This window comes from Bifidobacterium platyrrhinorum (assembly GCF_010667645.1).
Classification (GTDB): domain Bacteria; phylum Actinomycetota; class Actinomycetes; order Actinomycetales; family Bifidobacteriaceae; genus Bifidobacterium; species Bifidobacterium platyrrhinorum.
Genome location: NZ_WHZV01000001.1, coordinates 527,441 through 541,234 on the forward strand (window position 1 = coordinate 527,441; position 13,794 = coordinate 541,234).

15 protein-coding genes are annotated in these 13,794 nt (G+C 65.7%); 13 read left to right on the top strand and 2 right to left on the bottom strand.

Going from position 1 to position 13,794, the window contains the following annotated elements; genetic code table 11:
• The 8 genes from GFD21_RS02120 (at position 1) to mltG (ending at position 7,559) form a co-directional block, all read left to right on the top strand.
• Positions 1-765 carry an ABC transporter ATP-binding protein gene (locus tag GFD21_RS02120; protein ID WP_163196272.1) on the top strand — a complete coding sequence of 255 codons (765 nt, stop codon included), beginning with the start codon at positions 1-3 and terminating at the stop codon, positions 763-765.
• Positions 766-972: 207 nt separating this feature from the next.
• Positions 973-1,599, top strand: a complete 627-nt coding sequence (rpsD, locus tag GFD21_RS02125) for a 30S ribosomal protein S4 (RefSeq protein WP_163196273.1) — start codon at positions 973-975, stop codon at positions 1,597-1,599.
• Between the two features lie 140 nt (positions 1,600-1,739).
• The gene (locus GFD21_RS02130) at positions 1,740-2,414 is read left to right on the top strand and encodes a histidine phosphatase family protein (RefSeq protein WP_163196274.1); all 675 of its coding nucleotides are present in this window, start codon (positions 1,740-1,742) and stop codon (positions 2,412-2,414) included.
• 37 nt (positions 2,415-2,451) lie between these two features.
• On the top strand, positions 2,452-2,844 hold the full coding sequence (locus GFD21_RS02135) for a DUF948 domain-containing protein (RefSeq protein WP_163196275.1): 393 nt from the start codon (positions 2,452-2,454) through the stop codon (positions 2,842-2,844).
• A complete protein-coding gene (locus GFD21_RS02140) occupies positions 2,844-3,080 on the top strand; it encodes a hypothetical protein (protein ID WP_163196276.1) in 237 nt (78 codons plus the stop codon). Before GFD21_RS02135 ends, GFD21_RS02140 begins: the two co-directional genes overlap by 1 nt.
• Before the next feature lie 140 nt (positions 3,081-3,220).
• Positions 3,221-5,911 (top strand): alanine--tRNA ligase, encoded by a 2,691-nt coding sequence (alaS, locus tag GFD21_RS02145; protein ID WP_163196277.1) that lies wholly within the window; start codon positions 3,221-3,223, stop codon positions 5,909-5,911.
• Between the two features lie 5 nt (positions 5,912-5,916).
• A complete protein-coding gene (ruvX, locus tag GFD21_RS02150) occupies positions 5,917-6,381 on the top strand; it encodes a Holliday junction resolvase RuvX (RefSeq protein ID WP_163196278.1) in 465 nt (154 codons plus the stop codon).
• A complete protein-coding gene (gene mltG, locus GFD21_RS02155) occupies positions 6,381-7,559 on the top strand; it encodes an endolytic transglycosylase MltG (protein WP_163196279.1) in 1,179 nt (392 codons plus the stop codon). Before ruvX ends, mltG begins: the two co-directional genes overlap by 1 nt.
• A gap of 148 nt (positions 7,560-7,707) precedes the next feature.
• Here the strand turns inward: mltG and GFD21_RS02160 are convergent, their stop codons facing one another.
• The gene (locus GFD21_RS02160; protein WP_163196280.1) at positions 7,708-8,166 is read right to left on the bottom strand and encodes a prepilin peptidase; all 459 of its coding nucleotides are present in this window, start codon (positions 8,164-8,166) and stop codon (positions 7,708-7,710) included.
• Between the two features lie 97 nt (positions 8,167-8,263).
• On the opposite strand from GFD21_RS02160, the gene aroC reads away from it, so the two are divergent.
• Genes aroC through GFD21_RS02175 form a run of 3 tightly spaced genes read left to right on the top strand, consistent with a single transcriptional unit; the run spans position 8,264 to position 11,563 of the window.
• Entirely contained in the window at positions 8,264-9,457 is a 1,194-nt protein-coding gene (gene aroC, locus GFD21_RS02165; protein WP_163196281.1) for a chorismate synthase, read from the top strand.
• Entirely contained in the window at positions 9,454-11,088 is a 1,635-nt protein-coding gene (locus tag GFD21_RS02170; protein WP_318643714.1) for a bifunctional shikimate kinase/3-dehydroquinate synthase, read from the top strand. Before aroC ends, GFD21_RS02170 begins: the two co-directional genes overlap by 4 nt.
• Positions 11,089-11,113: 25 nt before the next feature.
• Positions 11,114-11,563 carry a type II 3-dehydroquinate dehydratase gene (locus tag GFD21_RS02175; RefSeq protein WP_163196282.1) on the top strand — a complete coding sequence of 150 codons (450 nt, stop codon included), beginning with the start codon at positions 11,114-11,116 and terminating at the stop codon, positions 11,561-11,563.
• Positions 11,564-11,857: 294 nt separating this feature from the next.
• Here GFD21_RS02175 and GFD21_RS02180 read toward each other — a convergent pair whose 3' ends face one another.
• Entirely contained in the window at positions 11,858-12,814 is a 957-nt protein-coding gene (locus GFD21_RS02180; RefSeq protein ID WP_163196283.1) for a hypothetical protein, read from the bottom strand.
• A gap of 197 nt (positions 12,815-13,011) precedes the next feature.
• Between GFD21_RS02180 and GFD21_RS02185 the strand changes: the two genes are divergently transcribed.
• Both GFD21_RS02185 and GFD21_RS02190 read left to right on the top strand, forming a co-directional pair.
• Positions 13,012-13,170 (top strand): hypothetical protein, encoded by a 159-nt coding sequence (locus GFD21_RS02185; protein ID WP_163196284.1) that lies wholly within the window; start codon positions 13,012-13,014, stop codon positions 13,168-13,170.
• A gap of 186 nt (positions 13,171-13,356) precedes the next feature.
• Entirely contained in the window at positions 13,357-13,716 is a 360-nt protein-coding gene (locus GFD21_RS02190; RefSeq protein WP_163196285.1) for a hypothetical protein, read from the top strand.
• Positions 13,717-13,794: the final 78 nt, after the last annotated feature.

A 13,794-nucleotide genomic window follows, 5' to 3' on the forward strand; every position in this document is an offset into this window, starting at 1 on the left:
ATGACGGTCGAAACGGAGAAGCGAGACCCGGGCACGACCCCGCTGCTGCGCATCGACGACCTGACCCGGAGCTTCACGCGGCGCGGCAAGCCGTTCGACGCGGTGAGCCATGTGAACCTCGACTTGGACGCGGGCGGGTTCGTCGCCGTCGTCGGGCGCTCGGGCAACGGCAAGAGCACGCTCATCAACATGGTCGCCGGACTCGTGCGGCCCACCGGCGGATCCGTCGAGGTGGACGGCGCGCGCGTCGCCGACCTCGACGACCGCGGGCTGTCGCTCCTGCGCAACCGGACCATCGGATTCGTCACGCAGGAGCAGACGCTGCTCGGCAACCTGCCCGTGCTCGACAACGTGATTCTGCCCGCCACCTTCTTCCCGGACACGGCGGACGGGACGGGACCAAGCGTGGGGGAGCGCGAAGACGGGGAGGAGGACGGCGATCCGCTCGTCGACCGCGCGATGCGGCTGCTGGAACGACTCGGCGTCGACGACCTCGCGGGGTGCTATCCGCGTGAACTGTCCGGCGGCGAGATGCGCCGCGTGTCGATCGCCCGTGCCCTCATCAACGATCCGAAGCTCATCATCGCCGACGAACCGACCGGCGACCTTGACGCGGACAGCACCACGACGGTCATGCGGCTGCTGCGCGAACGTGCGGACGCCGGTGCCGGAGTGCTCATGGTCACGCATGACGCGGACGCGATCGGCTACGCCGACACGGTGTACCGTATGGACGCCGGAACGTTGTCCCGGGCATGGGTGTAGATTAGACGATTGGTGTCTGCCGCAAGGCGGATGTCATCTGGAGTCTTAGCCCATCAACGGGTCGGCAGCCGGAATCGTCAGGAATCCGAATGATACGGCCGCTCGTGAGCAATCACGACGAAGCGTTGGAGAGGCCCGACTCAGCGCGACCGTCATACGTGGCGCCGCGTTCCGTTCAGATAACGACAGAAAGATAAAGGAAGAACAATGACGAACGTTCAGCGTTCCCGCCGTCAGGTGCGCCTGTCCCGCGCCCTCGGCATCGCCCTGACCCCGAAGGCCCAGCGCATCTTCGAGAAGCGCCCGTACGCTCCGGGTGAGCACGGCCGCACCCGCCGCCGCACCGAGTCCGATTACGCGGTGCGTCTGCGCGAGAAGCAGCGTCTGCGCGCCCAGTACGGCGTGTCCGAGAAGCAGCTGCGCGCCGCCTACGAGAAGGCCACCCGCACCGCCGGCCAGACCGGCAACGCCATGCTGTCCGATCTTGAGGTCCGCCTCGACAACCTGGTCCTGCGTGCCGGCTTCGCCCGCACCACCGCCCAGGCCCGTCAGTTCGTGACCCACCGTCACATCCTCGTCGACGGCAACATCGTGAACCGCCCGTCCTACCGTGTCAAGCCGGGCCAGACCATCCAGGTCAAGGCCAAGAGCCAGACCATGGTCCCGTTCCAGATCGCCGCCGAGGGCGTGCACCGCGACGTGCTGCCCGCGGTCCCGGGCTACCTGGACGTCAACCTGGCCTCCCTCAAGGCCACGCTGACCCGCAAGCCGGAGGCCGAGGAGGTCCCGGTGCAGGTCAACATCCAGTACGTGGTCGAGTTCTACGCCCGCTGATCCGGGCCCACTTCTGTATCCATATACAGTCAAGGACATACCGTCGAAACCCCGTGTTCCGTTTGGGACGCGGGGTTTCCGCGTTTCGGGCCGTCGGCGTCGGCGTCGCCGTTCCCGCCGCCCCGTTGTAGAGTGGGACCATGATCCTCCACCTGCATCTGGTCCGCCACGGGCAGACCACGTTCAACAAGTACAACCGTCTCCAGGGCTGGTGCAACGCGCCGCTCACCGCCGCCGGACTCGCCGACGCCGACAAGGCCGGGCACAGGCTCGAGGGCCTCGACTTCGCCGCCGCATACTGCTCGGACACCTCCCGCGCCGAGATCACCGCGAAACGCATCCTCGACATCAACGAGGCCGCCGGGCACCGCCGCCCCGAGCTCGTCGCCGACATGCACTTCCGGGAGCAGTGCTACGGCTATTTCGAAGGGCAGGACATGTCCCTGGCCTGGACCGCCGCAGGCGGGCCCCACGGCGCGAAGGGCTACAACGACATCGTCGAGAGGTTCGGCCTCGCCGCCACCCGCGACTTCCTCAAGGAGGCCGACCCGTTCCACGATGCGGAATCCGACGCGGAGTACTGGGAACGCGTCGAAGGGGCGTTCGCCATCATCGCCTCCAACCCCGCGCTCAGGGACGGCGACCACGTGCTGCAGATCTCGCATGGCAACACCCTGCTGAGCCTGGGGCACCGTTTCGGCGGGGACGGGCTGGACCTGAGCGAGAGACCCGCCAACGGATCGGTCACCCTCATCGACTTCGACACCGCCAAGCCGTTCTCCGAGGCGATCGACATCGTGTCGTACGGCAAGTGATACTCTTGTGCGGGTAACTGCGTAAGTAGGAGGCACTATGGGAGTTGGAGAGATCGCCGGGCTGATCGCCGCGATCGCGTTCGCCGTGCTCGCCGGGTTCATGATCTATCCGCTGATCCGTCTGGGCAAGCTGTTCGACCAGATCGCCGACACCGTCCGCGAGTCCGGCGAGCACGCCATCCCCGCGCTTGACGAGGGCGTCACCACCGTCAAGCAGGTCAACAAGTCGCTGGAGGACGTCAACAGGATCTCCGCCGCCGCCTCGACCACCGCGAACAACGTCGGCGCCCTCACGGACCTGTACGGCTCCTTCCTCGGCAAGCCGGTCATCAAGGTCGCCTCCGCCGCCTACGCGCTCAAGTCCACCGCGCGGTCCTTCATCGACCGACAGTCCGCCGACGCCCCCGCCGGCCAGGCCAAGGGGGAGTGATGTTCAAACGCATCTTCTGGGTCGGGCTGGGCTTCTCCCTGGGAGTGATCGCCGTCACCAAGGCGCAGGCCTATGTCAGGGCCAACACCCCCGACACCGCACGCCAGTTCCTGCTCGGCCCCGATCAGGACCACGTCGGCGTCAGGACGCTCGAAGGGCTGGTCAACGAGTTCAACGCCACCCGTCGAGCCCGCGAGGCTGAGCTGAACAGACAGTACATCGGCGAAGGCCGCTGAGACGGCACGCACCGTGTTCCGCCCGCACCGTACGGGCGGAACACGCATGATGTAGAACGGTTACGGCCGCAAGACGTTCCGCGGCATGGCATCCCATGCCCAGGGCACCATCAACAGACAACAAGGAGTTCCACCCGCTTATGCGCACCTCAGAAATCGCGAAGCGCTACCTCGACTATTTCGCGGCGCACGACCACATGGTCGTCCCCTCGGCGTCCCTGATCTCGCCGAACCCGACCACGCTGTTCACGATCGCCGGCATGGTCCCGTTCATCCCGTACCTCATGGGCGAGCAGACCCCGCCCCACAAGCGCATGGCCTCCAACCAGAAGTGCGTGCGCACGCTCGACATCGACGAGGTCGGCAAGACCACCCGCCACGGCACCTTCTTCCAGATGATCGGCAACTTCTCCTTCGGCGACTACTTCAAGGAGGAGGCCATCCACTACGCGTGGGAGCTGCTCACCTCCCCGCAGGACAAGGGCGGCTACGGCTTCGACCCGGAGAAGCTGTGGATGACCACGTTCACCGACGACGAGGAGGCCCGCTCCATGTGGGTCAACGAGGGCGTCGACCCCGAGCATATCCAGAAGATGGGCATGGAGGACAACTTCTGGACCACCGGCGGTCCCGGCCCCGGCGGCCCCTGCTCCGAGATCTACGTGGACCGCGGCCCCGCCTTCGGCAAGGAGGGCGGCCCGATCGCCGACGAGAACCGCTACATCGAGATCTGGGATCTCGTGTTCGAGAACTACGAGGTCGACAACGTCAAGTCGAAGACCGACCTGCACATCGTCGGCGAACTCGAGAACAAGAACATCGACACCGGCGCCGGCCTGGAACGTCTCGCCTACCTGCTGCAGGGCAAGAACAACATCTACGAGACCGACGAGGTCTTCCCCGTGATCGAGGCCGCCGAACGCCTTTCCGGCCGCAAGTACGGCGAGGACGAGGCGATGGACGTCAAGTTCCGCGTCGTGGCCGATCATGTGCGCTCCGCGCTCATGATCATGTCCGACGGCGTGCGCCCGTCCAACAACGGCCGCGGCTACGTGCTGCGCCGCCTGCTGCGCCGCACGATCGAGGCCATGCGCGTGCTCGGCGTCGAAAACGAGGTGCTGCCCACCCTGTTCCCGACCTCCAAGGCCGCCATGGAGCCCAGCTATCCGGAGCTCAACAAGACCTTCCACGAGGTGAGCGAGTCCGCGTACGGCGAGGAGGACGCCTTCCGCCGCACCCTGACCTCCGGCATCGAGATCCTCGACGTGGCCGTGAAGAAGGCGAAGAAGGACTCCGTCTCCGGCGCCGAGGCCGTCGTCTCCGGAGACGACGCCTTCAAGCTGCACGACACCTACGGCTTCCCGATCGAGCTCACGCTCGAGATGGCCGCCGACCAGGGCGTGAAGGTCGACGAGGCCAAGTTCCGTGAGCTCATGGCCGAGCAGAAGGGCCGCGCCCGCGCCGATGCGCTCAAGAAGCGCCACAACGTGGATCTGTCCGTCTACGACGACTTCAAGAAGACGCTCGCCAAGCCGATCGACTTCCTCGGCTACACCGACATGTCCGCCCGCGCCACCGTGCTCGGCATCATGCAGGAGGGCAAGGGCTCCGTGCCCGCCGTCACCGGCCCGGCCAACATCGAGGTCGTGCTCGACCGCACCCCGTTCTACGCGGAGGCCGGCGGCCAGCTCGCCGACCAGGGCGAGATCCTGTCCGACGACGGCGCCGTGCTCGAGGTCGACGACGTGCAGAAGCCGATCAAGGACCTCATCGTCCACCAGTGCCGCCTGACCGAGGGCACGCTGGTCGTCGGCACCCAGGTGAACGCCAGCATCGACCTGGCGCGCCGCGGCGCCATCGCCCGCTCGCACACCGCCACGCACATGGTGCACAAGGCGCTGCGCGAGGAGCTCGGCCCGCAGGCCACCCAGCGCGGCTCCGAGGACGCCCCGAACCGCCTGCGCTTCGACTTCCAGTGGTCCAAGGCCCCGACCAAGCAGGTGATGAGCGCCGTCGAGGAGCGCGTCAACGACCGTCTGCGTGACAACCTCGTCGTCACCACCAAGGAGATGAAGTTCGACGACGCCATCGCCCTCGGCGCCATGCACCTGTTCGGCGAGAAGTACGGCGACATCGTGCGCGTCGTGTCCATCGGCGAGGACGGCTGGAGCCGTGAGCTGTGCGGCGGCACCCACGTCGACCACGTCGGCAAGATCGGCGCCATCAACATCATGTCCGAGTCGTCCATCGGCTCCGGCGTGCGCCGAGTCGACGCCGTGGTGGGCGCCGGCGCCTACGAGTTCAACGCCCGCGAGCACGCACTCGTCTCCCAGCTGAGCGACAAGCTCAACGCCCGTCCGGACGAGCTCGCCGAGCGCGTCAACGCGCTGCTCGCCAAGCTCAAGGAGTCCGACCGCCGACTGGCCGCCATGTACGAGAGCCAACTCGCCGCGGCCGTCCCCGAGCTCGTGAAGCACGCGCAGTCCTCCCATGCGCCCGTTAAGGTCGCCGCGAAGAACGTCGGCCACTTCGGTTCGTTCGACGCGCTGCGCAAGACCGTGCTCGACGTGCGCTCCCGCCTCGGCGAGGAGTCGCCGGTCGTCGTGGCCCTCGCCGGCGTGAGCGCCGACGACAAGCCGATGGTCGCGGTCGCCACGAACGAGGCGGCCCGCAAGCTCGGCATCAAGGCCGGAGACCTCGTGCGAGGCGCCTCCAAGGTCCTCGGCGGCGGTGGCGGCGGCAAGCCGGACTTCGCCCAGGGCGGCGGCGCGGACGCGTCGAAGATCGACGACGCGATCGCCGCGCTCGAGCACGAGGCGCAGAAGGGCTGAGCCGTTTGACCTGGCTCGGCATTGATTTGGGTGACGCCCGGGTCGGACTGGCATTGTCCGACCCGGAGCTCACCTTCGCACACCCCATTGGCAACATACAGGCCTATGGGGATTCGTTCCGCGCATTGGACGATGTGATCTACGTCATCGAGGACGAACAGGTCGACCACGTCGTCATCGGATTGCCGTTGCTGCTCAACGGCGACGAGGGCAAAAGCGCCAAGAAGGCGCGCCGGTGGGCGGCGAACCTCGTCAAACGCATCGAACGCATGAGCGACGAGGGCGAGATCCGGCTGAATGCGACACCAAGCGTAGAATTGATGGACGAACGACTGACCACGGTGAGCGCGCATCGCCAGCTGAGCGACGCGAACATCACGGGCAGGCGCCACCGGCCGGTGGTGGACCAGCAATCCGCCGTCGTGATACTGCAATCCGCGTTGGATCGCAAAGAGCATAGGGAGAAGTGATGTCCGACAGCTTCAACGATTTCTTCGAGGAGAACGCGCTCAAGGTCTCCGGCAACTCGGCCGCGCCCGCCGTGGAACCCCCGCGTCCGCCGAAATCGCGTAAGGAGATGCGCAAGAGGCGCCGGCAGGGCAGGCAGAAGCGCGTCATCGTCATCGTCGCCGTGCTCGTGGTCCTCGCCCTCATCGGCGTCGGATGCTTCTTCGGCTACCGTCGTCTCGATGCCATCCGCAGGGTGAACGAGTACAATGCGCGCACCACGCAGGAGTTTTCGGGAAGCCCGTTCGGCAAGGTCTATTTCACCATCGAGCAGGGGCAGGATTCGCTCACCATCGGCAAGAACCTCGTGAAGGACAAGGTGGTCAAATCCGCCGACACGTTCGCCGCCACGGTCTCCGCCAACTCCGCGACCCTCTACCCGGGCACCTACGAGCTGCAGAAGCATATGCAGTCCGCCGACGTGGTCGCCATCCTCTCCGACCAGACCAAGGCCACCGGCTTCCTTGACGTGAAGTCGGGCGAACGGCTCTCCGACGTGATCAAGAACGCGGCGAAGCTGTCCGGCATCGACGAATCCGAATTCCAGTCGGTCGTCGACGGCGGCGGGGACGGCGTCCTGCCCTCCGAGGCGAAGGGCAAGTTCGAAGGCTGGCTCGAACCCGGCCAGTACGACGTCAAATCGAAGAAGTCCGCCCGTGAGATCCTCAAGATGATGGTCGACAAGCGCATCGCGAAGCTCGACGAGCTGGGCGCGCCCACCGGGGACGAACGCGAACGCATCCTCAACATCGCCTCCATCGCCGAGGCGGAGGTGAACTCGAAGGAATACTACGGCAAGGTCACGCGCGTCATCCTCAACCGCCTCGACAAGGGCATGACGCTCGGCATGGACTCCACCGTCGCCTACGGCAACAACGTGAAGTCCGCGGACATTACGCAGGCCATGCTCGACGACGCGTCGAACCCGTACAACACGCGCATCCAGAAGGGTCTGCCGCCCACCCCGATCTCCAACCCCGGCGACAACGCGATCCAGGCGGCGCTCAACCCGGAGGACGGCAACTGGCTGTACTTCGTGACCGTGAACCTCCAGACCGGCGAGACCAAGTTCACCGACGACGAGGACACCTTCAACGAGTACGTCCAGGAGTACAAGAACAACAACGCCGACGCGAACTGAGCCGCCGGCGGGCGTATTGCGATGCGAATCCCCGCGATCCCGCACAGGCGGGACGCGGGGATTCGCGTATCGCCTTCGCCTTGAATCGCGTCGAGGGGAGCGGCGGCGCGTCGCCCTGTCGCATCGGCATCGCCGCCGATCGACGGGGTCACACCGCCACGGCGATGACCGCGGCCGTCACGATCACCGGCACGAACGGCGCCTTGCCCGCGCGCGCATCACCCCGATGCGGGTCGAACCGGATCCACAACGGCACGAACGCCAGGCCCAGCACCCCCATCGCCAGCCACCAGACGGCCACGTGGATCAGACCGTACGCTCCGACGGCCAATCCCAACGGCAGCATCGCCGTCACGTCCCCCAAGCCCAGCGCGCCGGGCCTCGCCAACGCGAGCAGCAGCTGGACGCCCGCGCATAGGGCCGTGAACAGCAGGGCCTGCAACACCGCGAAGAAATCGTTGGACAGCGCGGCCCAGACCATGTCCGCCACAAGCTGCAGTCCGCAGCCGGCCGCCGCCCATGCCCTCGGCACGCGCCGGCGGCGCACGTCCTCGACGGCGAGGGCGAGGCCGCATATGAGACCCGGCAGACAGTACAGGTATGGCATGCCTTAACATTAACCCCTAGTTACGAACGCGCAAGCCGTCCACGGACCGTGCGGAACCGCACCGGCGGGCGGCGTATGACCATGGAGGAGCGAAGATATGTTGCGTTGGCAGACGGCAGGGGAGTCGCACGGCGAGGCGCTGGTCGCGATGATCGAGGGACTGCCTGCGGGGGTGTCCGTCACCAGCCAGGACGTGGTGGACGCGCTGGCCCGCCGCCGTCTCGGATACGGCCGCGGCGCGCGCATGAAGTTCGAGCAGGACAAGGTCAGGCTCCTGACCGGCGTGCGTCACGGTTCCACGCTCGGCGGCCCGATCGCCGTCGAGATCGCCAACACCGAGTGGCCGAAGTGGACCGAGGTGATGAGCGCCGACCCGCTCGACCACGAGATCCCGCGCGAGGGGCGCAACGCGCCGCTGAGCCGCCCGCGCCCGGGCCATGCTGACCTGACCGGCATGCGCAAGTACGGCTTCGACGACGCCCGACCGGTGCTCGAACGTTCCAGCGCGCGCGAGACCGCCTCGCGCGTCGCGCTCGGCTCGATCGCCGCGAAATTCCTCGAGCAGGCGTTCGGCATCCGCACCGTCGCCCACGTGATCTCCATCGGCGGCGCCGGCGTCGAGGATGCCGACAACGCCGTTCTGCCCACCCCGGACGACATCGCCGCACTCGACGCCTCCCCGGTGCGCACGCTCGACAAGGCCGCCGAGGAACGCATGATCAGGCGCATCGACGAGATCAAGGCGAACGCGGACACGGTCGGCGGCGTCATCGAGGTCATCGCCTACGGCGTGCCCGCCGGCATCGGCACCTACGTGGAATCCGACCGCCGTCTCGACGCCGCCCTCGCCTCCGCCGTCATGGGCATCCAGGCCATCAAGGGCGTGGAGATCGGCGACGGCTTCCTCGAGGCCGTGCGCCCGGGTTCCGTCGCGCATGACGAGATGGTGCCCGGCGAGGACGGGCGCATCACCCGTCTGACCAACCGCGCCGGCGGCATCGAGGGAGGCATGTCCAACGGCCAGCCGATCCGCGTGCGTGCCGCGATGAAGCCGATTCCGTCCATCCCGCGCGCCCTGCGCACCGTGGACGTGGCCAACGGCGAGGCCGCGCAGGCCATCAACCAGCGTTCCGATTCGACCGCCGTGCCGGCCGCCTCCGTCGTGGCCGAGGCGATGGTGCGCCTGACCCTCGCCAAGTACGCGCTGGAGAAGTTCGGCGGGGACAACGTCGCCGAAACGCGACGCAACTGTGAGAACTACCTCGCCTCCTGGCCGGAGCACATGCGGTGAGGCGGGGGGTCATCCGCCCGCGCGCCGTCATCATCGGCATGATGGGCGCGGGCAAGACGCGGGTCGGCAAGGAGGTGGCGCATCTGATGCGCCTGCCGTTCGCCGATGCGGACGTCGAGATCGAACGCGAGGTGGGGATGAAGATCCCCGCATACTTCGAACGGTACGGCGAGCCCGCCTTCCGCGAGGTCGAGGCCGATCTCATCGCCGACTACCTGGAGGATTTCGACGGCATCTTCTCGCTCGGCGGAGGCGCGCCGATGACGCCGTCCACCCAGGACGCGCTGGCCGACTACATCGCCGACGGGGGACGGGTCGTCTATCTCGACGCCGACCCGCACGAGGCGATGGAACGCGCCAACCGCGGCGGCGGCCGGCCCATGCTCAACGGGGACGCGAACGCGCGGTGGAAAAAGCTGTACAGGCAACGCGACCCCGTGTTCCGCGAAGTCGCGAACGTGCATGTGCGCACACGCAGGCAGACGCCGCAGATGGCGGCGAGGAAGGTGATGGACATGATTACCGAACGCACGGTCCACGTGACCGGCGCCGCTATCGACCCCTACGACGTGGTGATCGGCGAGGGGGCGATGAACCATCTCGCCGACGTGCTGGGGGACAAGGTCGCCAAGGTCGCGCTCATCCACACCCAGCCGGTGCAACGCCATTCCGATCGTGCACGCACGCTGCTGCGGCAGGGCGGCTACGACGTCGTCGACATCGTCGTGCCCGACGCCGAGGCGGGAAAGACCGTCGACGTGGCCGATGGCGTGTGGCGCCGCCTCGGCGATGAGGGATTCACCCGTTCCGACGCGATCGTCGGCGTGGGCGGAGGGGCGGCCACCGACCTCGCCGGGTTCATCGCCGCCACGTGGATGCGCGGCATCCGATACGTGAACTGCCCGACCTCGCTGCTCGCCATGGTCGACGCCTCCACCGGGGGCAAGACCGGCATCAACACGGCGGCCGGCAAGAACCTCGTCGGCTCCTTCTACACGCCCGCCGGAGTGCTCGCCGACACGAAGACGCTCGCCTCGCTGCCCAACGACATTTTCATCGAAGGGCTCGGCGAAGTCGCGAAATCCGGCTTCCTCGAGGACACGGAGATCCTGCGGATCCTCGAGGAGCACGCCGACGAGCTGCGCGCGTTCGACGGCGCGTCCTTCCTAGGCTCCGGTCTGGAAGAAGTGGTCTCCGAGCTCATCGAACGCACGGTGACGGTGAAGGTGCACCATGTGTCCGCCGACCTCAAGGAGAAGGGCAAGCGCGAGTTCCTCAACTACGGGCACACGCTGGGCCACGCCATCGAGAAGCTCGAGCATTTCCGCTGGCGCCACGGCAACGCGGTCGCCGTGGGATGCGTGTACGCGGCCGAACTGGCGCGCCAGCTCGGCTACATCGACCAGGAGCTCGTCGACTACCATCGCGCGCTGCTCAGCTCGCTCGGACTGCCGATCTCGTGGAATGGCGGCTCGTTCGAGGACGTGCTCGCGCTCATGCACAAGGACAAGAAGGCAAGAGGTAACATGCTGCGCTTCGTCGTCCTCGACGGCACGCCCGGCCACATGATCCACTTGGAGGACCCGCCGGCCGAGGCCGTGGAAGAGGCGTTCCGCCGCATCCGGCACTGATCCGCCCGAAGAAGGAGAGAGAACCATGTCCACCAAAGTCATCGTCGTCAACGGCCCGAACCTCGGACGCCTCGGCGTACGCCAGCCCGACGTGTACGGACGTCAGGACCTCGCCGAACTACGTCGCCTGTGCACCATGTGGGGCACGGAACTCGGCCTGGAGGTCGAGGTGCGCCAGACCGACGACGAATCCGAAATGGTGCATTGGATGCACCAGGCCGCGGATGAGAAGACGCCGGTCGTCATGAACCCCGCCGCGTTCACCCACTACTCCTATGCGTTGGCCGATGCCGCGCACATGATTGGCGACGCCGGCCTGCCGCTCATGGAAGTGCACATCTCCAACCCGTCCGCGCGCGACGAGTTCCGCAAGCGTTCCGTGATCTCCCCGGTGGCCACCGGCACCATCACCGGAATGGGCTTCTACGGCTACAAGCTGGCCCTGGACGCCATCGCCCACCTCGTCAACGGGTGATCGTCCACCTCGAACATCGGTGGTCGCCACGGTGGTGAGGGATGCAATCGCGGCATCCGGCCCCGGCAGTGCAACATATTCGGGGGAATAGGTAATGTCTCCTGAAGATGTTGCACTGAGCCGTGGTCAGCGCAACGATTTTGGGCGTTCGCGATTGTTTTCCTGAATATGTTGCACTGCAGGTCACGCAGTGCAACATATTCAGGAGATTCGTCCGGTCTTCCGGATTTCATTGCGTCATGGACGGTTGCGAAACGATCGAACAATCCGACGGTTTCCATCACCGTCGGCCAATCACCGCAGATAAGGTACTCCGGATGACAACAGCTTAGACCGTAGGCGGTCATCCACGGTCACGTCCTCGTAGAACAGGTGCACGATGGCGGTGACTCCCGCCTCCTTAAGATGGTGTTCACGTCGACGCTCGTAATCGAGTTTCGCTTGGATACTGGCACGGTTTTTGTTGCTTCCATCGCGGTATTTCGCGGTGCCGTCGAATTCAGCGATGATGACACGACCGTCGGAGAGTTTCCAACAGAAGTCGACGCGATATGGCATCCGATGATTATCCGGGTTGTCGAACTCCACCTGAAGAGCGGGTACCGCGAATCCGAGTTCGATCATCCGTCCGCGTGCGAATGATTCGCCACCGTTCTCGCTACGGGAATCGGCATGACGCAACAGTCGAGTGACGGCCGATTCATCACAGTTCACACGCAGCATCCGGGCACGTACCTCTTCGGGTTTCGCATATGGGGTACGGAATGCCGAATCGTAGATCGCCAGCGCGTTCGCAAACGGGTACGCGGCGCAGTCCAGCAGCGTCTGGGCCGGGGAAGTGACGGGAATCCCGTTGCAGGTGTACCGCAGTATATCCGTACGGATATAGAGTCGCCGCAACTTCGACGCGTCGGCGGCATTGCGACCGTGTTCGCACGCGATGAACACGGAGCCGTCATGCAATGAATAACCGTGCTGGTAGCCATATACACATGCGGCGCTCAGGCCGGCAAATATCCATTTCGGGTGGAGTCTCGCCAAGGCTCGGATCACGTGCAGCGACCGTTCCTCCGGGTTCAAGGATTCCCAATATGCCGCGTCGGCGAAAAGATTCGGATACGGGGACGTCACCTCCAATGATTTTGTTCTGCGTCGGAGGGCATGATACAGGGCCCTGTTCTCGCCGATGGCGCAACGGCGTTCCCGTTCGGCGGCCCGCAGCAGCGCGGTGACCCCTTTATGCGTTTTCATGCCCCGAACCTAAACGATTGCAGGTGGGTGACGCAACACGTGCGAACAATGTGTACAGAGCTCCACAACGTGGTGAATGGTCGTTTCGCGGTGAAGTCGCCGTGAATTCACGGGACGGCAATGTCCGCACGGCCAGGGTTCCCGTTCCCCTCCCTACGATGGAACCGTAGCGGGCCGCATCGGGGAAAGGAACGACGATGGCATACAAGACCGTGGTGCTCGATTATGCGCCGAAGGCGAAGACCATGGCGGAGGAGGTGGAACGCGTCGCCAATGAGATGGAGACGCAGGGCTATGAGTTGGTGACCATGTCCGTCACCAACTCCGCCAAGGCGATTCTCGTCTTCCATGACTGATTCGGAAATGGCGGTTCCATGATGCAGGGCGCGTCGACGCGCCCTGCAGCGTCATATCATGCCGGAACACGCAGGTCCGTTCATTGACGCGTTGCCGACTCCGTCATTTGACAAAAGCCAACGGGGGGGGGGGCGTGGAATCCCCCTATATTGTCGGGTGTCCGAAGACGGTTCCGTCCGATTGCGATGATCGCGGTCGTCATGGTCTCCTGGTCGCGCAACGGGTTGTACCGCGCCGCCGAGGACTGCGGCACACGGACCTCGGCATACGACGAATACGGCGACGACAGGCATACGGTCTACTCCATGGGGGACAACGCGCTGCTGTTGCTCTCCGACGACCACCAGACCCTCGCCGTCACGTCGGACGGCATCCCCGACTGCGTGTTCGACGACCTCGACGTCCCGGATTCGGTCATGTCACGGTTCAATGAGACGAACTCCAACGACGGCATGCTGTCCGATTCGTTCGGACGCTTCGACGTCACCTGGTTCTACGACGGCAGCCGCCTGTACACGGTGCTCACCAGGAAGGGGCTGCTGTGATGTGGACGGTGCGGCCATGCGGGCAATGGCGAATGCGCCGGTGTCGCGAACACGCCGGGTCACGCACGGGTGATAGAG